The organism is Streptomyces sp. NPDC107454 (assembly GCF_055582885.1).
Genome location: NZ_JBVJPA010000008.1, coordinates 1 through 26,137, shown reverse-complemented (window position 1 = coordinate 26,137; position 26,137 = coordinate 1). Strand labels below are relative to the sequence as shown.

At 70.4% G+C, this 26,137-nt stretch carries 24 protein-coding genes; 12 read left to right on the top strand and 12 right to left on the bottom strand.

Features of this window, described 5'->3' with window-relative positions; all coding sequences use genetic code 11:
• Positions 1 to 135: 135 nt before the first annotated feature.
• The 3 genes from pyk to pta all read right to left on the bottom strand — a co-directional run bounded on the left by pyk (position 136) and on the right by pta (position 5,018).
• Entirely contained in the window at positions 136 to 1,569 is a 1,434-nt protein-coding gene (pyk, locus tag ACZ69M_RS20955) for a pyruvate kinase (RefSeq protein WP_352051531.1), read from the bottom strand.
• Between the two features lie 117 nt (positions 1,570 to 1,686).
• Positions 1,687 to 2,904 carry an acetate kinase gene (locus tag ACZ69M_RS20950; protein WP_470052433.1) on the bottom strand — a complete coding sequence of 406 codons (1,218 nt, stop codon included), beginning with the start codon at positions 2,902 to 2,904 and terminating at the stop codon, positions 1,687 to 1,689.
• Positions 2,905 to 2,939: 35 nt separating this feature from the next.
• Entirely contained in the window at positions 2,940 to 5,018 is a 2,079-nt protein-coding gene (gene pta / locus ACZ69M_RS20945; RefSeq protein WP_470051763.1) for a phosphate acetyltransferase, read from the bottom strand.
• A gap of 218 nt (positions 5,019 to 5,236) precedes the next feature.
• Here pta and ACZ69M_RS20940 point away from each other — a divergent pair, with 218 nt between their 5' ends.
• Positions 5,237 to 6,262 (top strand): ATP-dependent 6-phosphofructokinase, encoded by a 1,026-nt coding sequence (locus ACZ69M_RS20940; protein ID WP_266431298.1) that lies wholly within the window; start codon positions 5,237 to 5,239, stop codon positions 6,260 to 6,262.
• 56 nt (positions 6,263 to 6,318) lie between these two features.
• Here ACZ69M_RS20940 and ACZ69M_RS20935 read toward each other — a convergent pair whose 3' ends face one another.
• Positions 6,319 to 6,948 (bottom strand): helix-turn-helix domain-containing protein, encoded by a 630-nt coding sequence (locus tag ACZ69M_RS20935; protein ID WP_470052431.1) that lies wholly within the window; start codon positions 6,946 to 6,948, stop codon positions 6,319 to 6,321.
• A 198-nt stretch (positions 6,949 to 7,146) separates the two neighbouring features.
• Here ACZ69M_RS20935 and ACZ69M_RS20930 point away from each other — a divergent pair, with 198 nt between their 5' ends.
• Positions 7,147 to 7,644, top strand: coding sequence for a GNAT family N-acetyltransferase (locus ACZ69M_RS20930; protein WP_470051761.1), 498 nt, complete (start codon positions 7,147 to 7,149; stop codon positions 7,642 to 7,644).
• Positions 7,645 to 7,656: 12 nt separating this feature from the next.
• On the opposite strand, the gene ACZ69M_RS20925 is transcribed toward ACZ69M_RS20930, so the two are convergent.
• The 3 genes from ACZ69M_RS20925 to ACZ69M_RS20915 are packed head-to-tail and all read right to left on the bottom strand — an operon-like array spanning position 7,657 to position 10,728.
• Positions 7,657 to 8,496 (bottom strand): carbohydrate ABC transporter permease, encoded by an 840-nt coding sequence (locus ACZ69M_RS20925; protein WP_470051759.1) that lies wholly within the window; start codon positions 8,494 to 8,496, stop codon positions 7,657 to 7,659.
• Position 8,497: 1 nt separating this feature from the next.
• Positions 8,498 to 9,361: a carbohydrate ABC transporter permease gene (locus ACZ69M_RS20920; protein WP_143602948.1), complete on the bottom strand. Its 864-nt coding sequence runs from the start codon at positions 9,359 to 9,361 to the stop codon at positions 8,498 to 8,500.
• Positions 9,358 to 10,728 carry an extracellular solute-binding protein gene (locus tag ACZ69M_RS20915; RefSeq protein ID WP_470051757.1) on the bottom strand — a complete coding sequence of 457 codons (1,371 nt, stop codon included), beginning with the start codon at positions 10,726 to 10,728 and terminating at the stop codon, positions 9,358 to 9,360. Before ACZ69M_RS20915 ends, ACZ69M_RS20920 begins: the two co-directional genes overlap by 4 nt.
• A 217-nt stretch (positions 10,729 to 10,945) precedes the next feature.
• Here ACZ69M_RS20915 and ACZ69M_RS20910 point away from each other — a divergent pair, with 217 nt between their 5' ends.
• Genes ACZ69M_RS20910 through ACZ69M_RS20900 form a run of 3 tightly spaced genes read left to right on the top strand, consistent with a single transcriptional unit; the run spans position 10,946 to position 13,565 of the window.
• The gene (locus tag ACZ69M_RS20910; protein WP_470051755.1) at positions 10,946 to 11,689 is read left to right on the top strand and encodes a TetR/AcrR family transcriptional regulator; all 744 of its coding nucleotides are present in this window, start codon (positions 10,946 to 10,948) and stop codon (positions 11,687 to 11,689) included.
• Between the two features lie 8 nt (positions 11,690 to 11,697).
• Positions 11,698 to 12,489, top strand: a complete 792-nt coding sequence (locus ACZ69M_RS20905) for an SDR family NAD(P)-dependent oxidoreductase (protein ID WP_470051753.1) — start codon at positions 11,698 to 11,700, stop codon at positions 12,487 to 12,489.
• Positions 12,490 to 12,524: 35 nt separating this feature from the next.
• Positions 12,525 to 13,565, top strand: coding sequence for an NAD(P)-dependent alcohol dehydrogenase (locus ACZ69M_RS20900; protein ID WP_470051751.1), 1,041 nt, complete (start codon positions 12,525 to 12,527; stop codon positions 13,563 to 13,565).
• Positions 13,566 to 13,577: 12 nt separating this feature from the next.
• Here the strand turns inward: ACZ69M_RS20900 and ACZ69M_RS20895 are convergent, their stop codons facing one another.
• Together ACZ69M_RS20895 and ACZ69M_RS20890 are read right to left on the bottom strand one after the other, a co-directional pair.
• Positions 13,578 to 14,258 (bottom strand): response regulator, encoded by a 681-nt coding sequence (locus tag ACZ69M_RS20895; RefSeq protein ID WP_470051749.1) that lies wholly within the window; start codon positions 14,256 to 14,258, stop codon positions 13,578 to 13,580.
• Positions 14,255 to 15,973, bottom strand: coding sequence for an ATP-binding protein (locus tag ACZ69M_RS20890; RefSeq protein ID WP_470051747.1), 1,719 nt, complete (start codon positions 15,971 to 15,973; stop codon positions 14,255 to 14,257). The genes ACZ69M_RS20895 and ACZ69M_RS20890 overlap by 4 nt, the downstream gene beginning before the upstream one ends.
• A gap of 191 nt (positions 15,974 to 16,164) precedes the next feature.
• Between ACZ69M_RS20890 and ACZ69M_RS20885 the strand changes: the two genes are divergently transcribed.
• Positions 16,165 to 17,586, top strand: coding sequence for a cation:dicarboxylate symporter family transporter (locus ACZ69M_RS20885; protein WP_470051745.1), 1,422 nt, complete (start codon positions 16,165 to 16,167; stop codon positions 17,584 to 17,586).
• A gap of 153 nt (positions 17,587 to 17,739) precedes the next feature.
• Here ACZ69M_RS20885 and ACZ69M_RS20880 read toward each other — a convergent pair whose 3' ends face one another.
• The gene (locus ACZ69M_RS20880) at positions 17,740 to 18,357 is read right to left on the bottom strand and encodes a TetR/AcrR family transcriptional regulator (protein ID WP_470051744.1); all 618 of its coding nucleotides are present in this window, start codon (positions 18,355 to 18,357) and stop codon (positions 17,740 to 17,742) included.
• 159 nt (positions 18,358 to 18,516) lie between these two features.
• On the opposite strand from ACZ69M_RS20880, the gene ACZ69M_RS20875 reads away from it, so the two are divergent.
• Complete coding sequence (locus tag ACZ69M_RS20875) at positions 18,517 to 20,214, top strand: MFS transporter (RefSeq protein ID WP_470051743.1); 1,698 nt, start codon at positions 18,517 to 18,519, stop codon at positions 20,212 to 20,214.
• A 119-nt stretch (positions 20,215 to 20,333) separates the two neighbouring features.
• Entirely contained in the window at positions 20,334 to 21,104 is a 771-nt protein-coding gene (locus ACZ69M_RS20870) for a DUF2127 domain-containing protein (protein ID WP_470051742.1), read from the top strand.
• A 26-nt stretch (positions 21,105 to 21,130) separates the two neighbouring features.
• On the opposite strand, the gene ACZ69M_RS20865 is transcribed toward ACZ69M_RS20870, so the two are convergent.
• On the bottom strand, positions 21,131 to 22,036 hold the full coding sequence (locus tag ACZ69M_RS20865; RefSeq protein WP_470052429.1) for an NAD-dependent epimerase/dehydratase family protein: 906 nt from the start codon (positions 22,034 to 22,036) through the stop codon (positions 21,131 to 21,133).
• A gap of 97 nt (positions 22,037 to 22,133) precedes the next feature.
• Between ACZ69M_RS20865 and ACZ69M_RS20860 the strand changes: the two genes are divergently transcribed.
• The 4 genes from ACZ69M_RS20860 to ACZ69M_RS20845 all read left to right on the top strand — a co-directional run bounded on the left by ACZ69M_RS20860 (position 22,134) and on the right by ACZ69M_RS20845 (position 25,881).
• Positions 22,134 to 22,649, top strand: coding sequence for an Lrp/AsnC family transcriptional regulator (locus ACZ69M_RS20860; RefSeq protein WP_470051740.1), 516 nt, complete (start codon positions 22,134 to 22,136; stop codon positions 22,647 to 22,649).
• A 28-nt stretch (positions 22,650 to 22,677) separates the two neighbouring features.
• On the top strand, positions 22,678 to 23,106 hold the full coding sequence (locus ACZ69M_RS20855; protein ID WP_054233164.1) for a MerR family transcriptional regulator: 429 nt from the start codon (positions 22,678 to 22,680) through the stop codon (positions 23,104 to 23,106).
• A 14-nt stretch (positions 23,107 to 23,120) separates the two neighbouring features.
• On the top strand, positions 23,121 to 23,435 hold the full coding sequence (locus tag ACZ69M_RS20850) for a thioredoxin family protein (RefSeq protein ID WP_470051738.1): 315 nt from the start codon (positions 23,121 to 23,123) through the stop codon (positions 23,433 to 23,435).
• Between the two features lie 148 nt (positions 23,436 to 23,583).
• Positions 23,584 to 25,881, top strand: a complete 2,298-nt coding sequence (locus tag ACZ69M_RS20845; protein ID WP_470052427.1) for a HelD family protein — start codon at positions 23,584 to 23,586, stop codon at positions 25,879 to 25,881.
• Between the two features lie 64 nt (positions 25,882 to 25,945).
• On the opposite strand, the gene ACZ69M_RS20840 is transcribed toward ACZ69M_RS20845, so the two are convergent.
• Positions 25,946 to 26,137, bottom strand: a 192-nt coding sequence (locus ACZ69M_RS20840; RefSeq protein ID WP_470051737.1) for an alpha amylase C-terminal domain-containing protein, incomplete at its 5' end; no start/stop codon positions are given.

The window sequence follows — 26,137 nt, the reverse complement described above, 5'->3', positions numbered from 1 at the left end:
CCCGCGGTGGCGCGAGCCGGAGCCTGCGCGGATGCGCTCGCTCCGGATGGTCCGGCAGTGATCGTCGAACACCGAGGAACACCGAGGGCGCCCCCTGTCACAGGAGGCGCCCTCGGTGGCGTGCGGGGCCGCGAGTCAGGCGGTGCGGCCGCTCTCGCCCAGGTGGTGCACCCGGACCATGTTGGTGGTGCCGGGGACGCCGGGGGGCGAGCCGGCGGTCATCACGACGATGTCGCCGTCGTTGAACCGCTTGAGCTTCTGGAGCTCGTGGTCGACGAGGTCGACCATCTCGTCGGTGCTCTTCACGAACGGCACGACGTGCGACTCGACGCCCCAGCTCAGCGCGAGCTGGTTGCGGGTGCCCTCGTCGGTGGTGAAGGCCAGGATCGGCTGGGCCGCGCGATAGCGGGAGAGCCGGCGGGCGGTGTCACCGGACTTGGTGAAGGCGACCAGACCCTTGCCGCCGAGGAAGTCGGCGATCTCGCAGGCGGCACGGGCGACCGAACCACCCTGCGTGCGCGGCTTCTTGCCGGGGACCAGGGGCTGCAGACCCTTGGAGAGGAGCTCTTCCTCGGCCGCCACGACGATCTTCGACATCGTCTTGACCGTCTCGATCGGGTACGCGCCCACGCTCGACTCGGCCGAGAGCATGACCGCGTCGGCGCCGTCGAGGATCGCGTTGGCGACGTCGGAGGCCTCGGCGCGGGTCGGGCGGGAGTTGGTGATCATCGACTCCATCATCTGGGTCGCGACGATCACCGGCTTGGCGTTGCGGCGGCACAGCTCCACGAGGCGCTTCTGCACCATCGGGACCTTCTCGAGCGGGTACTCGACGGCCAGGTCGCCACGGGCCACCATGACGGCGTCGAACGCCGCGACGACGGCCTCCATGTTCTCGACCGCCTGCGGCTTCTCGACCTTGGCGATGACGGGGACCCGGCGGCCCTCCTCGTCCATCACCTTGTGGACGTCGTTCACGTCGTTGGCGTCACGCACGAAGGACAGGGCGACCATGTCGCAGCCCATCCGCAGCGCGAAGCGCAGGTCCTCGACGTCCTTCTCGGACAGCGCCGGCACGTTCACGGCCGTGCCGGGCAGGTTGATGCCCTTGTGGTCCGAGATCACACCGCCCTCGATGACGACCGTCTTGACGCGGGAACCGTCGACCTCGACGACCTTCAGCTCGACATTGCCGTCGTTGATGAGGACCGGGTCGCCCTTGGAGACGTCACCGGGCAGGCCCTTGTAGGTCGTGCCGCAGATGTGCTTGTCGCCGGGCACGTCCTCGATGGTGATGGTGAACTCGTCACCGCGCACCAGCTCGACGGGACCCTCGGCGAAGGTCTCCAGACGGATCTTCGGGCCCTGAAGGTCGGCGAGGACACCGATGGCCTTGCCGGTCTCGGCCGCGGCGGCCCGGACCCGGTCGTAGCGGCTCTGGTGCTCGGCCTGTGTGCCGTGGCTGAAGTTGAAGCGGGCCACGTTCATGCCGGCTTCGATCAGCGCGACGAGCTGCTCGTGGGAGTCGACCGCGGGGCCGAGAGTACAGACGATTTTCGAACGGCGCATAGGGCGATCCTATCGGTTTGTTTCGCTACGGAATATTCCGTCTGGCGGAAGATACAAAGGGGCGGGCTGCCGCTCAGCTGAGGTGGCACCTGCCCCCCGTTCGAGGCGTGGTGCCGCTCAGATGAGGTCGTGGGACGCGCCCACGAGTGCGTAGGTCTGCGTGGCGATCTCCAGTTCCTCGTCGGTCGGCACCACGGCGACCGCGACCCGTGCGCCCTCGGGGGAGACGAGTCTGGGCCCGTCCCCTCGAGCCGCGTTCAGGTCGGCGTCGACCGCCAGGCCGAGTTCCTCCAGGCCGGCCACCGCGGCCTCGCGCACCGGAGCGGCGTTCTCGCCCACTCCGGCGGTGAAGGCGATCGCGTCCACCCGGCCCAGTACCGCGTAGTAGGCGCCGATGTACTTCTTCAGGCGGTGGATGTAGATGTCGAAGGCGAGCCGCGCCTGCTCGTCACCCTCGTCGACACGGCGACGGATCTCCCGCATGTCGTTGTCGCCGCACAGACCGATCAGGCCGCTCTTCTTGTTCAGCAAAGTGTCGATCTCGTCCGTGGACATCCCGCCAACGCGCATCAAATGGAAGATGACCGCGGGGTCCATGTCGCCCGACCGCGTGCCCATGACCAGTCCCTCCAGCGGCGTGAGCCCCATGGAGGTGTCCACGCAGCGGCCGCCCCGTACGGCGGAGGCGGACGCGCCGTTGCCGAGGTGCAGCACGATGACGTTCACGTCCTCGGGGGCCCTGCCCAGGAGCTGGGCCGTCGCCCGGGACACATACGCGTGCGAGGTGCCGTGGAAGCCGTAGCGCCGGATGCGGTACTCGTCGGCGGTCTTCACGTCGATCGCGTAGCGCGCCGCCGACTCCGGCATCGTCGTGTGGAAGGCGGTGTCGAAGACGGCGACCTGGGGCAGGTCGGGGCGCAGCGCCCGGGCCGTACGGATACCGATCAGGTTCGCCGGGTTGTGCAGCGGGGCGACCGGGATCAGCCGCTCGATCTCGGCGAGCACGGCCTCGTCGATGACCGTGGGCGCGGTGAACTGCTGTCCGCCGTGCACCACCCGGTGACCGATCGCGGCCAGCTCGGGGGAGTCCAGGCCGAGGCCGTCCTTGGCCAGCTCCTCGGCGACGGCCTTGAGCGCGGCGGCGTGGTCGGCGATGGCGCCGGTCGTCTCGCGGGTCTCGCCCGTGGTGAGCGCCGTGTGCTTCAGCCGGGAGGTGCGCTCGCCGATGCGCTCGACGAGGCCCATGGCGAGACGGCTGCTGTCGCGCATGTCGAGCAGCTGGTACTTCACCGACGAGGAGCCGGAGTTGAGGACGAGGACGCGGGTGGCGGTCACTGCGGGGGTGCCTTCTGGGTCGAGGATGGTGGTGGTCATGCCCTGCTCGAAGTCTGGGCCTGGATCGCCGTGATCACGACCGTGTTGACAATGTCCTGTACCAGTGCCCCGCGGGACAGGTCGTTGACGGGCTTGCGCAGGCCCTGCAGCACCGGGCCGACGGCGATCGCGCCGGCCGAGCGCTGTACGGCCTTGTAGGTGTTGTTGCCGGTGTTCAGATCGGGGAAGATCAGCACCGACGCCTGTCCGGCGACCTCCGAGTCCGGCAGCTTGGTCGCCGCGACGGACGGCTCGACCGCGGCGTCGTACTGGATCGGCCCCTCGATCTTCAGGTCGTCGCGGCGCAGCCGCACCAGGTCGGTGGCCTCGCGCACCTTGTCGACGTCGACGCCCGACCCGGACGTCCCCGTCGAGTACGACAACATCGCGATCCGCGGCTCGACCCCGAACTGTTCGGCGGTGACGGCCGACTGGATGGCGATGTCGCAGAGCTGCTCGGCGTTCGGGTCGGGGTTCACCGCGCAGTCGCCGTAGACCAGGACCTTGTCGGCGAGGCACATGAAGAAGACGGACGAGACGATCTTGGTGTCCGGCTTGGTCTTGATGATCTCGAAGGCGGGCCGGATGGTCGCGGCGGTGGAGTGCACGGAGCCGGAGACCATGCCGTCGGCGAGCCCCTCCTGCACCATCAGCGTCCCGAAGTAGTTCACGTCGGCGACGACGTCGTAGGCCAGCTCGACGGTGACGCCCTTGTGGGCGCGCAGGGCGGCGTACTTCTCGGCGAAGCGCTCGCGCAGCTCGGAGGTGACCGGGTCGATCAGCTGGGTGCCGCCGAGGTCGATGCCGAGGTCGGCGGCCTTCTTGCGGATCTGGTCGACCGGGCCGAGCAGCGTCAGGTCGCACACCCCCCGGCGCAGCAGCACCTCCGCGGCGTGCAGGACGCGGGCCTCGGTGCCCTCGGGGAGCACGACGCGGCGCTTGTCGGAGCGGGCCTGTTCGAGGAGCTTGTGCTCGAACATCATCGGGGTGAGGCGGTCGCTGCTCGGTGCGGAGACGCGCCTGAGGAGATCGTTGGTGTCGACGTACCGCTCGAACAGGCCGAGGGCGGTCTCCGCCTTGCGGGGGGTGGCGGCGTTCAACTTCCCCTCCAGGGAGAAGAGTTCGGCCGCGGTGGGGAAGGAGTTGCCGGCCACCGAGATCACCGGGGTGCCGGGGGCGAGACGGGCGGCGAGGGTGAGGACCTCGGCGCTGGGCCGCTCGTTCAGGGTGAGGAGCACGCCGGCTATGGGCGGGGTGCCGGCGCTGTGCGCGGCGAGCGAGCCGACGACCAGGTCGGCGCGATCGCCCGGGGTGACCACGAGGCATCCCGGGGTCAGGGCGTTCAGGAAGTTCGGCAGCATGGCGCCGCCGAAGACGAAGTCGAGCGCGTCCCGGGCGAGGCCCGCGTCGTCGCCGAGGAGCACCGTGCCGCCGAGGGCGTGGGTGATCTGCGCGACGGTGGGCGCGGAGAGGGCGGGCTCGTCGGGCAGCACGTAACAGGGGACGGGCAGACGGTGGTCGATCCGCTCGCTGATGTCGGCGCGGTCGGCCGGCGCCACCCGGTTCACGACCATGGCGAGGACGTCGCAGCCCAGACCGTCGTACGCGCGGTAGGCGTTGCGTGTCTCGGCGCGCACGGACTCGGCGGTCTGCCCGCGTCCGCCGACCACGGGGATCACGGAGGCGCCGAACTCGTTCGCGAGCCGCGCGTTCAGCGCCAGCTCGTCCGGGAACTGGGTGTCGGCGAAGTCGGTGCCCAGGACGAGGACGACTTCGTAGTCGCGGGCGACGAGGTGGAACCGGTCGACGAGGGAGGAGACCAGTTCGTCCGCGCCCTGCTCGGCCTGGAGGGCGGACGCCTCGTGGTAGTCCATGCCGTACACGCTCGCCGGGTCCTGGGTCAGCCGGTAGCGGGCGCGCAGCAGCTCGAAGAGCCGGTCCGGGCCGTCGTGGACGAGTGGACGGAAGACGCCCACCCGGTCGACCTGGCGAGTCAGGAGCTCCATGACCCCCAGCTCGACGACCTGGCGGCCGTCGCCGCGGTCGATCCCGGTCACGTAGACGCTGCGGGTCACGCGTGCTCTCCATCCGTTGCGGCGCTGGGTGGTTTCGGGGCTCGGAAAAATGGCCCACTGGGGTGAGCGGAACCCTCTTGACAATACCTCTGAGGGTAGCTAAGGCGCCCGCCAGGACAAACGTCCTGGTGGGAAGGAGGGAATCGTCGGTGCCCTTCGTCTCATGAAACAATCGGACCGGCTCACACGTACCAGCAGCGAGCAGGAGACACAGCACGATGCGTATCGGAGTTCTCACCGCAGGCGGCGACTGCCCGGGCCTGAACGCCGTGATCCGGTCGGTCGTGCACCGAGCGGTCACCAATTTCGGGGACGAGGTCATCGGCTTCGAGGACGGCTACGCGGGCTTGCTCGACGGCCGCTACCGCACCCTCGACCTCAACGCGGTCAGCGGCATCCTCGCCCTCGGCGGCACGATTCTCGGTTCCTCGCGACTGCAGCGCGACCGGCTTCGCGAGGCCTGCGACAACGCGCAGGACATGGCCCGCGAGTTCGGCATCGACGTGCTGATCCCGATCGGCGGCGAGGGCACGCTGACGGCCGCCCGGATGCTGTCGGACGCGGGGCTGCCGGTGGTCGGCGTCCCGAAGACGATCGACAACGACATCTCCTCGACGGACCGGACCTTCGGTTTCGACACGGCGGTGGGTGTGGCCACGGAGGCCATGGACCGTCTGAAGACCACCGCCGAGTCCCACCAGCGTGTGATGGTCGTCGAGGTCATGGGCCGGCACGCGGGCTGGATCGCCCTGGAGTCCGGCATGGCGGCGGGCGCCCACGGCATCTGCCTGCCCGAGCGCCCCTTCGACCCGTCCGACGTGATGGCGATGGTCGAGGAGCGCTTCGCCCGCGGCAAGAAGTTCGCGGTCATCTGCGTCGCCGAGGGTGCCCACCCCGTCGAGGGCACCATGGACTACGGCCACGGTGCCATCGACCAGTTCGGCCACGAGCGCTTCCAGGGCATCGGTACGGCGCTGGCGTACGAGCTGGAGCGGCGCCTCGGCAAGGAGGCCAAGCCGGTCATCCTCGGCCATGTGCAGCGGGGCGGCACCCCGACCGCGTACGACCGGGTGCTCGCCACGCGGTTCGGCTGGCACGCGGTGGAGGCGGCGCACCGGGGTGACTTCGGTCGGATGACGGCGCTGCGGGGGACGGACGTGCTGATGGTGCCGCTGGCGGAGGCGGTCACGGAGCTGAAGACGGTGCCGAAGGACCGGATGGACGAGGCGGAGTCGGTGTTCTAGGTCGTACCGGCCCGGGTCGTACGGCCTGAGGTCGTACGAGCTCGGTCCGAGCGGACTCAGTACGTGGTTCTCTGGACCATCGCCCAGAAGTGATCGACGATCCGGTCGAGGAAGTCACGGCCGGAGTCGTCGGCGTCGGCGGCGGCCGGTCCGCCGCTCCAGCTGAGCGTGACCACCATCTGCCCCTGGTACTCCGTGTGCATCTCCTGGAGGACGTCCTCCAGGAGGCGCCGGTCCAGCGGGATCATCTTCCCGAGCGGACGGACGTACGCCTGCCAGCGCGTGGTCACCGCGCTGCGCAACAGCTCGGCCAGCTTGCCGTCGCGTCCCGTGACGGTGATGAAGTCCCGCAGCGACAGTTCGAGGGTGTCGGCGAGGGCGACCGACTGCCGGTCGTTGCCGCGCCACTCGTCGGCCTCCTCCATCCGCTGGTAGGCGAGGAGTTCGAGGCCGACGGTACGGGCGACGTCCTCCTGGGCCAGCCCGCGTGACACGCGGTGCTCGCGCAACGTCCTCGGCGCGCCGATGAGTTCACCCGGTGAGCACCACAACACGCCTGCGAGCGCGGTGAGTTCGGGCCCGCCGGGGGTGGTCGTCCCTCTCTCCCAGGCCAGGACGAGGTCGGGGGTGACGTAGGGCAGCCCGTAGGAGGCTCTCATCCCGTACGCGACGTGCTCGGGGCCCATGCCGAGGGCAGCCCGCAGTCTGCGGGCGGCCGGAGCGTTGAAGGGCGGGGTGGGCTGATGGGCCTGCGGTCGCTGCACGCGCACAAAATATGGGGCCGGGGTGGTGGTGACTACGGTCTGTTCGGCCACAATCACGGATCGTACGAACATACGGCTCTGCCCTCACTGCCCCTTGATTCGGTCACCTAGGGTGAAGGCATGACGACCGCACCGCGCCTTGAGAAGATCACCCCCGGCAATTTCGACACCGCGATCGGGGTGAAGGTCCGTGCCGATCAGGAGCACCTGGTCGCGCCGGTGGTGAAGTCGCTGGCCCAGGCGTATGTGCATCCCGGAGTCGCCTGGCCCCGCCTCATCAGGGACGGGGAGCGGACCGTCGGGTTTCTGATGGCCTTCTTCGACATCGACTGGAAGGGAGACGGCACGGGCACCGACCTCCGCTCCGGGCTGTGGCGTCTGAACATCGCGGCCGGGGAACAGGGCAGGGGGTACGGCCGCTTCGCGGTCGAGGCCGTGGCCGCCGAGATCAGGCGCCGTGGCGGCACCCGTCTCACGGTCACCTGGCACCCCGGCGAGAGCGGCCCGGAGGGCTTCTATCTCGGGCTGGGATTCAAGCCGACCGGAGAGACGAGCGGGGATGAGACGGTGGGGGTGCTGGAGCTCGAGGAGGGAGTGGGCCTCGGCCTCGGCGGGTAGCGCGCCCGGCCGTCACCCCTTGACCGCGCCGCCCAGCGCGAACCCCCCGCCCAGTCGTCTGGCCACCAGCACGTACAGCAGGATCACCGGCGTCGAGTAGATGACCGAGAACGCGGCCAGCTGTCCGTAGACCACCGTTCCCCGATTCCCGAAGAAGTCGTTGATGCTCACGGACGCCGGCATCTGGTCCGGTGTCAGCAGGAGCATGAACGGGACGAAGAAGTTCCCCCACATCATCACGAACGAGAAGACCGTCACCACCGCCACCCCCGGACCCATCAGCGGCAGCACGATCCGCACCAGGGACTGGAGCGACGACGCCCCGTCCGTCCACGCCGCCTCCTCCAGTTCCTTCGGCACGCCGTCCATGAAGTTCTTCATCAGCCAGATGGCGAAGGGGAGTTGGGACGCGGCGAAGAAGAAGATCGTGCCCTGCACGGTGTCGATGAGGTTCACCCGTACGAACAACGCGTACACCGGAACCATGATCGCCGTGATCGGCAGGCACGTCGCGAAGAGGATCGTCAGGAGGAAGGGACGGTTCAGTCGCGAGCGGAACCGCGACAGCGGATACGCGGCCAGCGCCGCGCACACCACCGTGAGCAGCGTCCCGCCCCCGCACAGGACCAGGCTGTTGAGCAGCGGTGTGTAGGTGATGTCCGGTTTCAGGACCGCGTCGAAGTTGTCCAGCGTGAGACCGTCCGGGACCCGCACCCTGAGGCCCGCGTGCGGGTCGAGGGCGGACAGGACCACCCAGGCCAGGGGGAGGGCGAAGGCGGCCGCCACCACCAGCAGGCCCGCGTCGGCAGCCAGGCGGCGGCCGGTGCGGCGGGAGCCGAGCGTGCGTGGCATCTCAGACCTCCGTCCGCAGCAGCCGCATGTACACCAGCGAGAACAGCGAGCCCACCACCAGTAGGAGCAGCGCCACCGCGGTGCCGTATCCGATCATGCTCTTCTGGAAGGCCTGCTCGTACATGAAGAGCGGCAGCGTCTGGCTCCTGTTCCCCGGGCCGCCCCTCGTCATCACCCAGATCAGCCCGAACACCGACAGCGTCTGAAGGGTGTTGAGCATCAGGTTCGTGCCGATCGAGCGGCGGATCATCGGCAGCGTGATGTGCCACATACGGCGCCAGCCACCCGCCCCGTCCACCTCCGCCGCCTCGGTGATCTCCTTCGGTATCTCGTTCAGGGCCGCCGAGTACACCAGCATGGAGAAGGCCGTCCCCCGCCAGACGTTCGCGAACGACACCGCCAGGATCGGCAGCGTGAACAGCCAGTTCTGGGTGGGCAGGTGGAGCCAGTCCAGGATCGCGTTCAGCGTGCCTTCCCGCCGGAAGAACGCGTACAGCAGGAACCCCGCCACCACCTCCGGCAGCACCCACGCCGTGACCACGATCCCGCCCACGACCGTCCGCACCGGCTTCGACGCCCGCTGCATCAGCGAAGCCAGTGCCAGGCCCAGTGTGTTCTGGCCGACCAGTGACGACAGGACCGTGAACACCAGCGTGAGCCAGACCGCGTTCAGGAACGCGTCGTCCTTGAACGCCGCCCGGAAGTTCTCGAAGCCGACGAAGGACGAGTGCGCCTGGCCGGTGAGCTGGAGGTCGGTGAAGGCGATGTACGCGCAGTACGCGATCGGGCCCGCCAGGAAGAGGAGCAGGAGGGCGACGGCGGGGGTGAGGGGCAGGGCGCGGGTCAGGGTGCGGCGCAGCCTCACTTCCTGATCACCTGGTCGTCGGTGGCCGTCTTCAGCTCCTCGTCGTACCCGCTCGCCGCCTTGTCGACCGAGCTGTCACCCGTCGTCACGCCCTCCATGGCCTCCTGGACGGCCGTCGAGACCTTGGGATAGGCCGGGTACGCGGGGCGGTAGTGCGTGCTCGCGACCAGGTCCGTGAAGAACTTGATGCCGGGCTGCGCCTTCACGTATCCGGGGTCCGAGGCCACGTCCTTGCGCACCGCGATGCCGGAGTTGGCGATGTACCACTTCTGCGCGTTCGCCTTGGTCTGCATCGTCTCGATGAACTTGAAGGCGAGGTCCGGGTTGGACGCCTTGGCGGGGATCGACCAGGTCCAGCCGCCGGACATGCTCACCTTGCCGGGAGCCTGGCCGGTCTGCGTCGGCATGTACGCGAGGCCGAGTTTCTGCGACCACTCGGGCCACTCGTGCCCCGCGCCCTTCAGCCAGTCCTGCGGCAGCCAGCTGCCGTCCAGGTTGATGCCGAGCTTGCCCTCGGGCATCAGTTCGCCGCGGACAGTCGTGGGGAAGTTCGGGTCCAGGGCGTCCGAGACATCGGGGCCCAGCTTCTCCTTGTAGACCGTGTGCACGAAGGTGAGCGCGTCCTTGAAGGCCTGACTGCCCGCGATCCACTTCTTCGACGCCGTGTCGTACAGAGGGTCCGACGTGCCGTCACCCGTCCCGTACAGCAGCATCTCGAAGCCCTGCATGGTGGCCGCCTCGCCCGCCGGCTTGCCCGTGTAGACGTTGAGCGGGGTGACGCCGGGGACCTTCGCCTTGATGGTGCGCGCGGCGGCCAGCACCTCGTCCCACGACTTCGGCTGCCAGTCGGCGGGCAGGCCCGCCTTCTTGAAGATGCCCTTGTCGAACCAGAGGCCCCGGGTGTCCGTGCCGTCCGGGACGCCGTACGTCTTCCCGTCCTGCGCCTTCGCGGCCGACTGCGCCGTGTCGATGAACTGGCTCCAGTCGGGCCACTTGTCGAGGTAGGGGTCCAGGGGCTTCAAGTACCTGCTCGTGATGTCCGAGTTGATGAGGAAGGTGTCCTCGTAGACGAGGTCGGGGGCCGTCTTGGGGGATCTCAGCATCTGCTGGAGCTTGGTGTAGTACTCGGAGTCCGGGGCCTTGATCGGGACGAGTTCGACCTTCTTGCCGGGGTTGGCCTTCTCGAACTCCTTCTTCATCTCACCCAAGTAGGTGTCCATGACGCGGATCGAGTTGTCCGTGGACTGCTTGAAGGAGACCTTCACGGTGTCCGGATCGCTTCCGGAGCCCGATCCGCAGGCGCTGAGCGCGGTCGCGGTGAGCAGAGTGGCGAGGAGCAGCGGGGCGGCGGTGGGGCGCACGGGCACGACCTCCTACTGGCCGACGTCTTTGGTGGCCGAGTTGTCTGCCCGGTGAACGTAAGAGCGTGGACTAGTCCACGTCAATGACCTTGCAGCGGCTCGTGACCTTGCGGTGGCCTACGGAGAGCGGGAAGCGCGTGAGGCCGCGCGGTGTCCCAATGGGACATGAGTCTCATCGGGTCTCATGTCCCACTGGGACATCTGGTGGGGTACGGTCGGGAACATGAAGGTCAACGAGGACACCTTTCCCGACCCCGTCCCGGCTCAGGACGGAGTCGAGGACCGTCGGCAGCGCAAGGCCCGGCAGACCCGCAACGCACTGGCCGCCGCCGCGCTCGACCTGATCCTGGAGCGCGGCCTCGCCGACGTCACCGTCGGGGCCGTCGCCGACCGCGCCGACGTCACCCGCCGCACCTTCAGCCGCCACTTCGTGGGCAAGGAGGACGCCGCCCTCGACTTCGTCCGGGGCGACGGGGACCGCATCAACGCCCTCCTGCGGGCCCGGCCCGCCGACGAACCCCCGCTCCTCGCCTACCGCAGGGCCGTCGCCGACTGGCTCGCCGACCGGGAGAACCCGGCCTCGCACATACGGCCGCGCATGCGCGCGCTGCTCGCCCTCGTCGACACCGAGCCCGCGCTGTTCGCCGCGTACGAGCGCATCCGCGTCGACGCCCAGGAGGAGTCGATCCGCATCATCGCCGACCGGCTCGCCGTCGACGACGTCCGCGATCTGCGCCCGGCCGTCGTCGTCGACGCCGCCGCGGGCGTCCTCACCGCCGCGCTGCGCGCCTGGGCGCGCGGCAGGCAGGCGGACCACCCCGACGCGCACCCCGGCGACCACCCCGAAGACCACCACGAACCGGACGCCGTCGACCTCGCCGCTCTCGTGGCCCAGGCCTACGACGCCCTGATGGGAGAGGCCGCCCTCGCGGCCTCCCACCGCACCACCCCCGTATCAGGAAAGTGATCAGCGACATGGCCCTCACCACCCCCAGCGCCCCCGTCCCCGACTACTCCACCGAGTTCTCCGGCAAGGCCGCCCTCGTCACCGGCGCCGCCTCCGGCATCGGCCTCGCCACCGCCCGCCGCCTCGGCGCCGGCGGTGCGGGCGTCGTCATCGCCGACCACAACGCCGAGGGCGCCGAGAAGGCCGCCGCCGAACTCCGGGCCGAGGGCATCCACGCCGCCGCCGTCGCGGTCGACGTCACCCGGCCCGAGTCCGTCGAGGCGGCCGTCGCGTTCACCGTCGACACCTTCGGCGGTCTGCACCTCGCCGTGAACAACGCGGGCGTCGGCGGACCGGTCGTGCCCACCGGCGCGTACGACATCGACGCCTACAACCGGGTGGTGCGCACGAACCTCGACGGTGTCTTCCACTCCCTGCGCTACGAGCTTCCGGCCATCGAGGCGGCGGGCACGGGCGGCGCGATCGTGAACGTCTCCTCGATCCTCGGCTCGGTCGCCTCGGCCGGCTCGTCCGCGTACGTCGCCGCCAAGCACGGTGTGGTGGGACTGACGAAGGCCGCGGCCGCCGAGTACGCCCCGAAGGGCATCCGCGTCAACGCGGTCGGCCCCGGCTTCATCGACACCCCGCTGCTGAAGGAGATGGAGAAGGCCCAGTACGACGGCCTGGTCGCGCTGCACCCGGCCGGCCGCCTCGGCCGCCCCGAGGAGGTCGCCGAGCTGATCACCTTCCTGCTCTCCGAGCGCGCCTCCTTCGTCCACGGCAGCTACCACCTGGTCGACGGCGCCTACACGGCCGTCTGAGCCGCCGGCGGCCCCCTTTCGAAGGAGTTGGAAGAATGAAGGCACTCCAGTACCGCACCATCGGCGCCGCCCCCGAGGTCGTCACCGTCCCCGATCCCGAACCCGGCCCCGGACAGGTCCTGTTGAAGGTCTCCGCGGCGGGCGTCTGCCACTCGGACATCGCCGTGATGAGCTGGCCCGCCGAGAGTTTCCCTTACGCCCTGCCGCTGACCCTCGGACACGAGGGCGCGGGCACGGTCGCCGCGCTCGGCGACGGAGTCAGCGGACTGACGGAGGGCGACCCGGTCGCCGTGTACGGGCCGTGGGGCTGCGGCCTCTGCGCCAAGTGCGCCGAGGGCAAGGAGAACTACTGTCTGCGCGCCGACGAGCTCGGCATCCGCCCGCCGGGGCTCGGCGCGCCCGGTGCGATGGCCGAGTACCTGCTCGTCGACGACGCCCGTCACCTCGTACCGCTCGACGGTCTCGACCCGGTCGCCGCGGTGCCCCTGACGGATGCCGGGCTGACCCCGTACCACGCGATCAAGCGGGCGCTGCCCAAGCTGCTGCCCGGGTCCACCGCCGTCGTCATCGGCACCGGCGGACTCGGCCACGTCGCCATCCAGCTGCTGCGGGCGATGACCGCGGCCCGGGTGATCGCCCTCGACGTCAGCGAGGACAAGCTCGCGCTCGCCCGCACCGTCGGGGCGCACGAGACCGTCCTGTCCGACGCCGGGGCCGCCGCGAAGGTGCGCGAACTCACCGGCGGCATCGGCGCCCAGGCCGTGTTCGACTTCGTCGGCGCGGAGCCGACCGTGCGGACCGCCGGGGCGCTCGCCGCGGTGGAGGGCGAGATCAGCATCGTCGGGATCGGCGGGGGCGCCCTGCCCGTCGGCTTCGGCGCGCTGCCCTTCGAGGTGTCGGTCCACGCCCCCTACTGGGGCTCCCGCGGCGAGCTGATCGAGGTCCTCGACCTCGCCCGCACCGGAGCCGTCTCCGTGCACACCGAGACGTACTCCCTCGACGAGGCACCCCTCGCGTACGAGCGGCTGCACGCCGGGAAGGTGAACGGCCGCGCCGTGATCCTGCCGAACGGCTGACGCCCCGCGCGATCAGCCCTTGACCCACCGGTACTGCAACTCCGGCCGCCCCACCTGCCCGTACTGCGGAGCCCGCGCCGCCCGTCCCGCCTCCACCAGGTGCTCCAGATAGCGCCGGGCCGTGATCCGGGAGATGCCGACCGACTCCGCGACCCCGGCCGCCGTCAGGCCCTCGACGCTGTCCCGCAGCGTCCGGGTGACCCGCTCCAGCGTCGGCGCGCTGAGGCCCTTGGGGAGGGCGGCCGGGCCGGGGGCGCGCAGGGTGGCCAGGGCGCGGTCCACCTCGTCCTGGCCGCTTGCCTCGCCCACCGCCGCGTGGAACTCGGCGTACCGCACGAGGCGGTCGCGCAGGGTGGCGAAGGTGAAGGGCTTCAGGACGTACTGGACGACCCCGAGCGAGACCCCTTCCCTGACGACCGCGAGATCCCGCGCGGACGTCACCGCGATCACGTCCGCGTGATAGCCGGCGGCACGCAGGGAGCGGGCGAGCTGCAGTCCGTGCACGTCCGGCAGGTGCAGGTCGAGCAGCAGCAGGTCCACCGGCGTACGGTCCAGCGCGCGCCGCGCCTCCGCGCCCGTGTGCGCCTTGCCGACGGCGGTGAAGCCGGGCACCCGGCCCACGTACATGACGTGCGCGTCGGCGGCGACCGGGTCGTCCTCGACGACGAGGACGCGGATGGGGTCGGCGGTCATACGTCGCCTCCAGGCAGGGCGTGCTGGGCGGACTCGGGCTCGGCGGCGGCCCCCTCGGCGGTGGCCGGGGCCGGTTCTTCGGCGGCCTCAGGCACGGGTGCGGCAGGGGCGCCCGGGGCCACCGTAGGCAACGGCAGTCGCACCTCGAACTCCGCCCCGCCCCCGCGCGCCTCCGCCACTGTCAGCGTGCCGTGGTGCCGGCTCACCGCCTGGCGCACGAGGGCCAGCCCGAGGCCCCGGCCGCCGGGCCCCGCCGGTTTGGTGGACCAGCCGCGCTGGAAGACCGCCTCCGCGTGGGCGGGGTCGACTCCCGCGCCCGTGTCGGCGACCCGCAGGACCAGGCCGGAGTCGTCCGTGAAGGCCGTGACGGTCACCCGCGCCCCCACCGTGCCCTGCGCCGCGTCCATCGCGTTGTCGATGAGATTGCCCAGCACGGTGACCAGGTCACGGGCCGGCAGGCCGGTCTGGAGCAGCCCGTCGTCGATACCGCTCTCCTCCGACACCACCAGCTCCACGCCCCGCTCGTTCGCCTGGGCCGCCTTGCCCAGCAGCAGGGCGGCGACGACCGGCTCGCTGACCGCCGAGATCACCTCGTCGGTGAGCGTCTGGGCGAGTTCGAGCTCGGCGGTGGCGAACTCGACGGCCTCCTCGGCGCGCCCGAGCTCGATCAGCGAGACCACCGTGTGCAGCCGGTTCGCGGCCTCGTGCGCCTGCGAGCGCAACGCCTGGGTGAAGCCGCGCTCGGAATCCAACTCGCCCATCACGGACTGGAGTTCGGTCACATCGCGCAGGGTGACCACCGTGCCGCGCCGCTCGCCGCCGGACACCGGGGAGGTGTTCACGACCAGCACGCGCGACGCCGTCAGATGCACCTCGTCCACCCGCGGCGCCGCCGACAGGAGGGCGCCCGTGAGCGGTGCGGGCAGCCCGAGTTCGGCCACGGAGTGTCCGACGACCTCGTCCGTCACCCCCAGCAGCTCCCGCCCGCCGTCGTTCATCAGCGCCACCCTGTACTGCCCGTCCAGCATCAGCAGCCCCTCGCGCACGGCGTGCAGCGCCGCCTGGTGGTAGTCGTGCATCCGGCTCAGCTCGGCCGCGTTCATGCCGTGCGTGGAGCGGCGCAGCCGGGCGTTGATGACGTAGGTGCCGATGCCGCCGAGCACGAGTGCGCTGCCCGCGACGCCGATGAGGGCGGTCACCTGGTCCTGCACGCGCTGGGTGATGGCCTCGACCCTGATGCCCGCGCTGACCAGGCCGACGATGTGGCCGTTGTCCAGGACCGGGGTGACGGCACGGACGGACGCCCCGAGGCTGCCCGTGTACGTCTCCGTGAAGGACTTGCCGTGCAGGGCGGGCCCGATGTGCCCGAGGAAGTGCTTGCCGATCAGCGTCTCGTCGGGGTGGGTCCAGCGGATGCCCTGCGGGTTCATGATCGTCACGAAGTCCACGCCGGTGTCCCGCTGTACCTGGAGCGCGTACGGCTGGAGGTCCTTGGTGGGGTTCGTGGTGCGGATGGCGTCCCGGACGGAGGGCGCGTCGGCGATCGAACGGGCCACGGCCATGGCCTGGCGGCCCGCCGCGTCCTCGGCCTGGCTGCGGTCGCTGACGTAACTGAACAGCGCGTACCCCGCGACGAGCACCGCGATGAGCACGGCCTGCATGGCGAAGAGCTGGCCGGCCAGGCTGCGGGCTCGCGGGACGGGGAGGAAGCGCATGTCGTTCAGTCTGCCTCTGCTGATAAGCGTGAACTAAATGAACGGAAGGGTGACCGCCCTCACAGGGCGGGAGATAGTCACCGCATCCCCCGGAGCGAGCCGCACCCCGGGATCCCCCGAGTGAGCCGCATTCCGGGATCCCGCGGAGCAGGCCGTACCCAGGGTTCCGCCGGACGTGAGCCGCACGCCGGATGATGCCGATGACGTCGTCAAGGAGGGCAGCCGTGGCCAGCACCCCAACGGCACCTGCCGCACCCGCCGCCAAGCGGGACCGCACCCACTATCTGTACATCGCGGTGATCATCGCGGTCGTGCTCGGCATCGCCGTCGGGTTCGCCGCGCCGGACTTCGCCAAGGAGCTCAAGCCGATCGGCACGGGCTTCGTGAGCCTGATCAAGATGATGATCTCCCCGATCATCTTCTGCACGATCGTGCTCGGCGTCGGCTCCGTACGCAAGGCCGCCAAGGTCGGCAAGGTCGGCGGGCTCGCGCTCGGCTACTTCATCTGTATGTCCTTCGTGGCGCTGGCCATCGGCCTGGTCGTCGGCAACATCATCCACCCGGGCAGCGGGATGCACCTGACCGAGGCCGTGAAGGGCGTCGGGCACACGCAGGCCGAGGCCGCCGCCGAGGGCCCCGTCGACTTCATCCTCGGGATCATCCCGACCACCTTCGTCTCGGCCTTCACCGAGGGCCAGGTGCTCCAGACCCTGCTGATCGCCCTCCTCGTGGGCTTCGCGCTGCAGGCCATGGGCCGTGCGGGCCAGCCGGTGCTGAAGGGCGTCGAGCACATCCAGAAGCTGGTCTTCCGCATCCTGGGCATGATCATGTGGGCCGCGCCCGTCGGTGCCTTCGGTGCCATGGCGGCCGTCATCGGCGAGACCGGCATGGACGCGCTGAAGGCGCTGGGCACGATCATGCTCGGCTTCTACATCACCTGTGCGCTCTTCATCGTCATCGTGCTCGGCACGCTGACGAAGCTCGTCGCCAAGGTCAGCCTCTTCCAGCTGCTGAAGTACCTCGGCCGGGAGTTCCTGCTGATCGTCTCGACCTCGTCGTCCGAGTCCGCGCTGCCGCGGCTCATCGCCAAGATGGAGCACCTGGGTGTCAGCCGCCCGGTCGTCGGCATCACCGTGCCGACCGGCTACTCCTTCAACCTCGACGGCACGATGATCTACCTGACCATGGCGTCGCTGTTCATCGCCGACGCGATGGACCAGCCGATGAGCATCGGCCAGCAGATCGGTCTGCTGCTCTTCATGATGGTCGCCTCGAAGGGCGCGGCGGGTGTCTCCGGCTCCGGTATCGCCGTCCTGGCCAGTGGTCTGCAGTCGCACAAGCCCGCGCTGGTGGACGGCGTCGGCCTGATCATCGGTATCGACCGGTTCATGAGCGAGGCGCGCGCGGTCACCAACTTCGCGGGCAACGCGGTCGCCACGCTGCTCATCGGTACGTGGACCGGTGAGGTCGACAAGGAGCGGGTGAACCGGGTTCTCGCCGGGGAGCTGCCGTTCGACGAGACGACTCTGCTGGACAGCGACGAGGACGACGTCCCGGTCGGCGTCGCGGACGTGCCCGAGCAGGGCGGGGAGAAGGAGCTGGCGAAGGCGTAAGCGCCGTTTGGAGCTGCGGGTCCGTTGTGGCTGGTCGCGCAGTTCCCCGCGCCCCTTCGGGGCGCCCCAAGCCGCCGGGCGGCCAGGTTCTCCCCCCGTAGACCTGGCCGCCCGGTGTTGTGCCGAAGAAGTCCGAAGAACGACCTCAACAGCTCAATCGCTCAGCTTGGTCACCAGTTCGGTGGCTCTGGAGGCGGGTACGCCCGCCGCGGTCAGCATGGTGATCGCGGCGGAGCGGCCCGCCTCTTCCGGTGCCAGCAGGCCGTCGTTCACCGCCTCCATGAGGGCGAACAGCATCTGCTCGTGCACGTACGCCAGCGCGGGCGCCGGCAGCGGAGACTCGAACACGCCCTGGTCGAGGCCGCGCCGCAGCAGCTCCGTGCAGGCCTCGCGCACCGGCGTGAGCCGCTCGCGGATGCCCTGGACCGTGACGCTGCGCTGGGCGAGGGCGACCAGCAGCCGGTAGCGGTCGGCGATCTCCCAGACGGCGAGCGTCGAGCGGACCAGTGATTCCGCCGGGTCCCGGCCACTCTCCCGGCCCGCCGCGTGCGCCGCGGCCACCGCCTCCACCGCGCCGTCGGTCAACGTGCTGATCAGCACCTCGCGGCTGGGGAAGTGCCCGTACACCGTGCGCCGTACGACGCCCGCAGCCCGTGCGATCTGGTCCATGGACGCGTCGGGGTCGCGCAGCAGCTCGGCGAGCGCGACGTCGAGGATGCGGCGGCGGTTCGCGTCCGCGCGGCTGGCGCTACCCGTGGTCATGGCTGCCATTCTGCACGCCCCCGGATCCGCGCGAGGTGATCACTCGTGCCCTCCACAAGGGCTCCACCTCCTCTATTTGCGCAGTGCTGTGCATCGACGTACATTGCACATGGTTGAGCAATTGCACATCAGTGTGCAAGAGGAACGAGAGAGAGGGCGACCGTAGTCATGCGTCTCGTCATGAACGAACCGGTCGAGGGGATGGACCGGCCCTACGCCCGGCGCTGGTGGGCGCTGCTGGTGCTCTGCCTGAGCCTGCTGATCATCGTGATGGCGAACACCGCCCTCACCGTCGCGGCCCCGGACATGACCCAGGACCTGGGCCTGTCCAGCGCGGACCTGCAATGGGTCATCGACGGCTACACCGTCCCGTACGCCGCGCTGATGCTGCTGCTCGGCGCGATCGGCGACAAGTACAGCCGGCGCGGGGCGCTCATCCTGGGGCTCGTCGTGTTCGGCGGGGGCGCGGTCGCGGGCTCGCTCGTCGACAGCTCCACCGGGGTCATCGCGGCCCGTGCCGTGATGGGCGTCGGCGCCGCCCTGATCATGCCCGCGACGCTCTCCCTGCTCGCCGCGACCTTCCCGCGCGAGGAGCGGGCGAAGGCGATCACCCTGTGGACCGCCACCGCCGGACTCGCCATCGCGGCCGGGCCCCTGGTCGCCGGTGCGCTGCTGGAGCACCACGGCTGGTCGTCCACGTTCCTGATCAACATCCCCATCGCCGCGCTCGCGATCGTCGGCGCCCTCGTCCTCGTACCGCCGTCCAGGGCCGCGCACCACCACCGCATCGACCATGTCGGCGGCCTGCTGTCCGTGGTCTGGATCGGCTCGCTGGTCTACATGATCATCGAGGGGCCGCACTTCGGATGGGGCGTCAAAGCCGTGACCGCCGCGGTCGCCGCGGGTGCCGGCCTGGTGGCCTTCGTGGCGTGGGAGCTGCGCCATCCGCGCCCGGTCGTCGACGTACGCCGCTTCGCCCACCGCCGGTTCGCGGGCTCCAACCTCGCCGTCGCCCTCTTCTTCCTGGCCGTCTTCGGCGCCTTCTACTACCTCACCCAGCACCTCCAGTTCGTCCTCGGCTACGACGCGCTGGACACCGGGGTGCGGATGCTGCCGCTCGCCGGGGCCGTGTTCGTCGGCTCGGCGCTCACCGGATACCTCACCCCGCGCATCGGCATGAAGATCACCGTGACCACGGGGATGGTCGGCGGCACGGCGGCGCTCGCGCTGCTCACCCGGGTCGACGCGGCATCCTCCTACGGCGATCTCGTGCTGCCCCTCACCCTTCTGGGCCTGGCGATCGGGCTCGCGCTCTCGCCCTGCACGGACGCCATCATGGGCGCGTTCCCCGAGGCCGAACTCGGCGTCGGAGGAGCCGTCAACGACACCTCGCTGGAGCTCGGCGGCTCGCTCGGCATCGCGATCCTCGGTTCCGTGCTGGCGAGTTCGTACTCCGCGCACCTCTCGGACGCCACCGCGGGCAGCAAGCTCCCGGCGGGCGCCCTGTCCACGGCGCAGGACTCGGTCGGCGCGGGCTACGCGGTCGCCCAGGGCATCGGTGACAAGGCCCGGCAGCTCGGCGAGCAGGCCGCGCGGGCGGGGCACGCCGGGAACGCCGAGAAGGCCGCGCAGCTGAAGGCGCAGGCCGACCAACTCGCGCACGGGGCGCAGCGGATGGCGGACGCCGTCGGCTCGTCCTTCTCGGACGCGGTGGCGCACACCAGCCTGATCGGCGCGGTGATCCTGGGCGTGGGAACCGTGCTGGTCGCCTTCCTGCTGCCCCGGAAGGGCGGCGCGCACCCGGGCCAGGCCCCGGAGCAGACGGCGCAGGAGCAGCCGGAACTCACCGGCGCGGCGACGCGCTGAGCCCGCCCCCGCCCGCCTCGGAACCGTGACCCTCGGGCCGCCGTCTCGTAGAACATGCACTACCGTGCCGTGCCGGACTGACCGGCACGGCACGGCATGTTCTGCGGAGGACACGGAGTATGAAGATCGACTGGGACCGGCGGACGTGCGCGCGCAAAGGTCATGTGACGTATGCGCCCGGCGAGCCGGAACTGCGCGGGCGGCTGCGCGCCGAGACGAGCCTCGGCGAGGCCTGGCGCTGTCTGCGCTGCGGCGACTTCGTGCTGGGCGAACCCCATGGCTCGGGCCCCGCGCAGGACGCGCCCCTGGTGCCGCGCGGCAAGGTGCTGCGTGATCTGTTCATCCTGCGCTTCCTGGCGATCGAACGGGCCGTGCGCGGGGTGTTCATCGTGCTGGTCGCGGCCGCGGTGTGGAAGTTCAGCAACAGCCAGGACTCGGTGCGCCGGCTCTTCGACGAGAACCTCAATGTCTTCCGGCCGGTCTTCAAGCACTTCCACTACGACCTCGACCACTCGCCGGTCGTCGGCACCATCCAGAAGTCCTTCGGCTACAAGCACTCCACGCTGGCCCTGGTGGCCGCGGCGCTGCTGGCGTACGCGCTGATCGAACTCGTCGAGGCGGGCGGCCTCTGGTACGCCAAGCGCTGGGCGGAGTATCTGACGGTGGTCGCCACCGCCGCCTTCCTGCCCCTGGAGATCTACGAACTCACCGAGCACGTCAGCTACTTGAAGATCGCCACCCTGGTCCTCAACATCCTCGCCGTCCTCTACATCGCCCTCGCCAAACGCCTCTTCGGACTGCGCGGCGGACGCAAGGCGTTCGAGGAGGAGCGGCACAGCGCGTCGCTGCTGGAGGTCGAGGAGTCGGCGGGCGTGGCCGCGCACGCCTGACGCCCCGCACGGCGTCGCGCCCGCGGCTACGGGCGGTCGGAGCCCAGGGTCTCGGCCACGGCGCGCGGCAGCCACGTCCGTGCGTCGCCGAAGGCGAACCCGAGCAGGGCGGCCCGGGAGTTGTCCATGCCGTAGGAACGGCTGAAGGAGAAGGGCGAGACCGCGCCGGCCTCGACGGGCCGCAGGAGGGTCTCGCCGTCCGGGAGGTGCGCGGCGATCGCCTCGCACAGCTCCCGCGTGGTCAGCGGCCCGTGGGAGGCCGCGTTGACCGGGCCCGTGAAGTCCTCGCCCGCCGCCCAGAACAGGAAGTCGGCGATCTCCTCGACGTGGATGTACGTCGCCGGGCGGTTCACGGGCGGTACGGCGATCGCCTCGCCCGTGCGGATGCGCTCCGCATAGTGCTGGAGGCGGCCGGTGAAGTCGTCGTCTCCACCCAGGACGTGGGCCACCCGGACGGCCGTGTACGGGAACGCGGGGTCGGCCGCGAACACCGCCTCGGCCTGGCGCTTGCCCTCCCCGTAGTGGCCCTCGAGGAACTCCGGCTCGTCCCAGGGGAGTCCGAGGTCGACGGGCACGGTACGGGGGTCCACGGCGTCCTCCCGTACGAGATCCGCCGAGTCCTCGTACTCGTACACCTCGACGGTGGAGGTCATGACGTACCGCCGGGTGCGTCCCGCGAAGACCCGTCGGGCGATCTCCGCCTGCCGCGGTGTGTAGCAGACCTGGTCGACCACGACATCGAAGGCGCGTGAACCCAGCGCCTTCTCCAGGGAATTCCCGTCATTGCGGTCCGCGACGAGATGGACCGCCCCGGCGGGCGGTGCGGAGGAACCGCGATTGATGACGGTGACGTGGTCTCCGGCGGCCAGCAGTCGGGCAATCAGCCGCTTTCCGAAATAGCGGTTTCCGCCAATGACAGCTATCTCGCGTATCTCGCGCACGCGTTCCTCCCCCTCGCACTTCCCGCACGCACCGGGCCTCTGTGGTCATAATTCTCCCGGCGTACGCGCCACGTCTGAAGGGGGAGACATGGGAGATCCGACCGCTGCACCGAAGGAACCACGGCAACCGCGCGCCGGCGCCGACGAAACATCGGTGGCCTTCGACGCGGTGGACCGGCAGATCCTGGAACTGCTGCAGAGCGACGGCCGGATCAGGCTCAGCGAGCTGGGCCGGCGCGTCCGGCTGAGTCCGGCGGCCGTCGCCGAACGCGTGCGCCGGCTGGAGTCCACGGGAGCCGTCACCGGTTACGGCGCCCATGTCTCAGCGCCCCTCCTCGGCTACGGCATCCAGGCCTTCGTCCGCGTCGACCCGCACGGCGGCTACACCCTGCGCCACCCCAGGACCCTGGAGCTGATCTCCCGCCCGGAGATCATCGAGGTCCACCACGTCGTCGGCGAGGACTGCTGGATCCTCAAGGTCGCCGTCGCGGACACACTCCACCTGGAGGACGTCCTGGAACAGACCTCCGCACTGGGGCGCACGACGACCTCGATCGTCCTGTCCTCACCGGTGCCGCGTAAGCCACTGCTGCCCTTGCGTTGACGTCGGCGTCAAGGAATACCGTCGGTGCATGCGAATCGGCGAGCTGGCGGCGCGGGCCGGGACCACCACGCGGACTCTTCGGTACTACGAGTCGCGGGGGTTGCTGCCCGCGCGACGGGGCGAGAACGGGTACCGGACGTACGACGAGCACGACCTGCGGCTGCTGCGGCAGATCAGGACGCTGCAGGACTTCGGGTTCGACCTGGAGGAGACCCGGCCCTTCGTGGAGTGTCTGCGGGCGGGGCACCCGGAGGGCGACTCCTGTCCGGCCTCGCTCGCGGTCTACCGGCGCAAGCTGGGCGAGCTCGACTCGCTGATCGACGAGTTGCAGGCCGTACGGGCCGAGGTCGGCGCGCAGCTGGCGCGGGCCGAGCGGGCGCGTGACGAGCTGGCGGCCGAGGCGGAGGTTCCGGGCGGCCCGGAACCCGTATGCGAACTGGAAGGGCGGACACGGTGATCAAGGTGGCAGGCGTGGCTTCGGTGACGGACGCGGACTTCGAGACGGAGGTGATCGGCGCCGAGCTCCCGGTGCTGGTGGAGTTCACGGCCGACTGGTGCCCGCCGTGCCGGCAGATGGGGCCGGTGCTCAGTGCCCTGGCGGCCGAGGAGGGCGAGCGGCTCAAGGTGGTCCAGCTGGACGTGGACACCAACCCGCTGACGACGAACGCCTACCGGGTGCTGTCGATGCCGACGTTCATGGTGTTCCGCGGTGGCGAGCCGGTGAAGTCGTTGGTGGGCGCCCGGCCGAAGCGCCGGCTCCTGGAGGAGCTGTCCGACGTGCTCTGACCGTCCGGCGTGCTCCGACCTCGCCGATATACAGCAGAACTACAAGAAATCCCCCGAGCAATTGCGCTCGGGGGATTTCCCTGCGTATATTGAATGATTCGCGACTTCAGAAGAATTGAGTCGCGGAGAAGTTCACTGGGCACAGTATATCCGGCCGGGAGCGGAATTGTCAAACAGGGGCGCAAACGCAGAGGGCACCACAGGATTTCCCGACGATGAATTGCTGCACGAGCAGGAATTCATCGACGGGTTGTACGCACGCGTGGACGTGCTGCGGGGCGACACCGAGGCCTCCGTCGGCGACGCGCTCGCGCAGGGCAACACACCCATGCAGGCCAGGCTCGAACGGGACGTGCTGGTCGCCGAGCGCTCGGGCCTGCTGGCCGCGCTGAACGCCGTGGACGGCTCGCTCTGCTTCGGCCGGATCGACCTCACCTCCGGCGTCAGCCATCACATCGGCCGTATCGGCGTCCGCGCCGACGACACCGAGCACACCCCCATCCTCATCGACTGGCGGGCCCCGGTCGCCCGCCCCTTCTACCTCGCCACCGGCCACACGCCGATGGACCTGCGCCGCCGCCGGCACATCACCACCGACGGCCGCCGGGTGACCGACCTGCACGACGAGATCCTCGACCTCGGCGACCACGAGCGCACCGGCCACGAGGACCCGACCGGCGACGCCGTACTGCTGGCCGCGCTGAACTCGGCGCGCACCGGCCGCATGAGCGACATCGTGCAGACCATCCAGGCCGAACAGGACCGGATCATCCGCGCCCCGCACAAGGGCGTGCTGGTCGTCGAGGGCGGCCCCGGCACCGGAAAGACGGCCGTGGCGCTGCACAGGGCCGCGTACCTCTTGTACGAGTACCGGGAACTGCTGGCGAAGCGCGCCGTCCTGATCGTCGGACCGAACCCCGCCTTCCTCGGCTACATCGGCGAGGTACTGCCCTCGCTCGGCGAGACGGGCGTGCTGCTCGCGACCGTCGGTGAACTGTTCCCCGGCGTCCGGGCGACCGCCACCGACGCCCCGCGGGCCGCCGCCGTGAAGGGCCGCGCCGACATGGCCGAGGTGCTCGCCGCCGTGGTCCACAGCCGCCAGGCGCTGCCCGACCCGGTCATCGCGATCGAGCACGACCGGGACATCCTGATGCTCGACGCCGGGCTCGTCCAGGTCGCCCGCGAGCGCACCCGCGAGGCGCAGCTGCCGCACAACGTGGCCCGCGAGTACTTCGAGGGCCACATCCTCAACACGCTCACCGACATGCTGGCCGAGCGCATCGGCACCGATCCCTTCGACGGTTCGAACCTGCTCGACCCGAGCGACATCACCCAGATCCGCGACGACCTCGCCGAGAACCCCGAGGTCTGGTCGGCCATCGACCAGCTGTGGCCGCGGCTGACCCCGCAGCGCCTGGTCGCCGACTTCCTCGCGGACCCCGAGGGATACGTCCCGGACGAGGACGCGGCCGCGATCCGCCGCCCGGTCACCGGGGCCTGGACCACCTCCGACGTCCCCCTCCTCGACGAGGCCGCCGAACTGCTCGGCGAGGACGACCGCGTGGCCCGCGCCCTCGCCGACCAGGAACGCCGCGCCCAGGTGGCGTACGCGCAGGGCGTGCTGGACGTGTCCTACGCCTCCCGCACCTACGAGTTCGAGGACAAGGACGAGGAGGACTCCGAGGTCCTGTCCGCGCACAACATCATCGACGCCGAGCGGATGGCCGAGCGGCACGAGGAGGACGACCACCGCAGCGCCGCCGAACGCGCGGCGGCCGACCGGACCTGGGCGTTCGGCCACATCATCGTCGACGAGGCGCAGGAGCTCTCGCCGATGGCCTGGCGCCTGCTGATGCGGCGCAGCCCGACCCGCTCGATGACCCTGGTCGGCGACCCCGCGCAGACCGCCGAAGCAGCCGGAGTGGGCTCCTGGTCGGAGATCCTCAGCCCCTATGTCGAGGACCGCTGGGAGCACCAGCGTCTCGCCGTCAACTACCGCACCCCGTCCGAGATCATGGACGTGGCGGCGGGCGTCCTGCGCGCGCGGCACCCGGACTTCGAGCCGCCGCGTTCGGTGCGTTCCACGGGCGTACGGCCGTGGGCACGTGCCGCAGGGGACGACCTGCCCGGCACCGTCGCGAAGGCCGTCGCCGAACTGACCCCCGCCGAGGGACGGCTCGCGGTGATCGCGCCCCGCGAACTGCACAACTCGCTCGCGGCCCGGCTGGAGGACGTGACGGCGGGGGAGGAGCCCGACCTGACCCGGACGGTCGTCCTCCTCGACCCCCGGCAGGCCAAGGGGCTGGAATTCGACTCCGTCCTCGTGGTCGAACCGGCGCGGTACGGCACGAGCGACCTGTACGTGGCGCTGACGCGGGCGACGCAGGCGCTCGGGATCGTGTACGAGGGCGAGCTGCCGGAGGCGCTGCGGGCGGCGACGGTCTGACCACCGGGCGGGGCGAGGAGTGCCCGCTCCTGCGCCCCGCCCCGCGTCGTGGCCACCGAAGTCGTCAGGCGGGGCGCAGCCAGATCGTGGCCAGGGGAGGCAGGGTCAGGCGGAGGCTGGTGGGGTGGGCGTGGGCGGGGTGGGCCTCGGGTTTGACGGGATGGGGGTTGTGGATGTCGCTGCCGCCGTAGCGGGCGGCGTCGGTGTTGAGGACTTCGTGCCAGGCGGGGATGTCTTCGGGGATGCCGAGGCGGTA

Bases quoted from the DNA above. Each gene is read 5' to 3' on its own strand.
- pyk (WP_352051531.1), bottom strand. From the start codon at position 1,569: ATGCGCCGTTCGAAAATCGTCTGTACTCTCGGCCCCGCGGTCGACTCC.
- ACZ69M_RS20940 (WP_266431298.1), top strand. From the start codon at position 5,237: ATGCGTATCGGAGTTCTCACCGCAGGCGGCGACTGCCCGGGCCTGAAC.
- ACZ69M_RS20935 (WP_470052431.1), bottom strand. From the start codon at position 6,948: ATGGGCCCCGAGCACGTCGCGTACGGGATGAGAGCCTCCTACGGGCTG.
- ACZ69M_RS20930 (WP_470051761.1), top strand. From the start codon at position 7,147: ATGACGACCGCACCGCGCCTTGAGAAGATCACCCCCGGCAATTTCGAC.
- ACZ69M_RS20925 (WP_470051759.1), bottom strand. From the start codon at position 8,496: ATGCCACGCACGCTCGGCTCCCGCCGCACCGGCCGCCGCCTGGCTGCC.
- ACZ69M_RS20910 (WP_470051755.1), top strand. From the start codon at position 10,946: ATGAAGGTCAACGAGGACACCTTTCCCGACCCCGTCCCGGCTCAGGAC.
- ACZ69M_RS20905 (WP_470051753.1), top strand. From the start codon at position 11,698: ATGGCCCTCACCACCCCCAGCGCCCCCGTCCCCGACTACTCCACCGAG.
- ACZ69M_RS20900 (WP_470051751.1), top strand. From the start codon at position 12,525: ATGAAGGCACTCCAGTACCGCACCATCGGCGCCGCCCCCGAGGTCGTC.
- ACZ69M_RS20895 (WP_470051749.1), bottom strand. From the start codon at position 14,258: ATGACCGCCGACCCCATCCGCGTCCTCGTCGTCGAGGACGACCCGGTC.
- ACZ69M_RS20890 (WP_470051747.1), bottom strand. From the start codon at position 15,973: ATGCGCTTCCTCCCCGTCCCGCGAGCCCGCAGCCTGGCCGGCCAGCTC.
- ACZ69M_RS20885 (WP_470051745.1), top strand. From the start codon at position 16,165: ATGATGCCGATGACGTCGTCAAGGAGGGCAGCCGTGGCCAGCACCCCA.
- ACZ69M_RS20880 (WP_470051744.1), bottom strand. From the start codon at position 18,357: ATGGCAGCCATGACCACGGGTAGCGCCAGCCGCGCGGACGCGAACCGC.
- ACZ69M_RS20875 (WP_470051743.1), top strand. From the start codon at position 18,517: ATGCGTCTCGTCATGAACGAACCGGTCGAGGGGATGGACCGGCCCTAC.
- ACZ69M_RS20870 (WP_470051742.1), top strand. From the start codon at position 20,334: ATGAAGATCGACTGGGACCGGCGGACGTGCGCGCGCAAAGGTCATGTG.
- ACZ69M_RS20860 (WP_470051740.1), top strand. From the start codon at position 22,134: ATGGGAGATCCGACCGCTGCACCGAAGGAACCACGGCAACCGCGCGCC.
- ACZ69M_RS20855 (WP_054233164.1), top strand. From the start codon at position 22,678: ATGCGAATCGGCGAGCTGGCGGCGCGGGCCGGGACCACCACGCGGACT.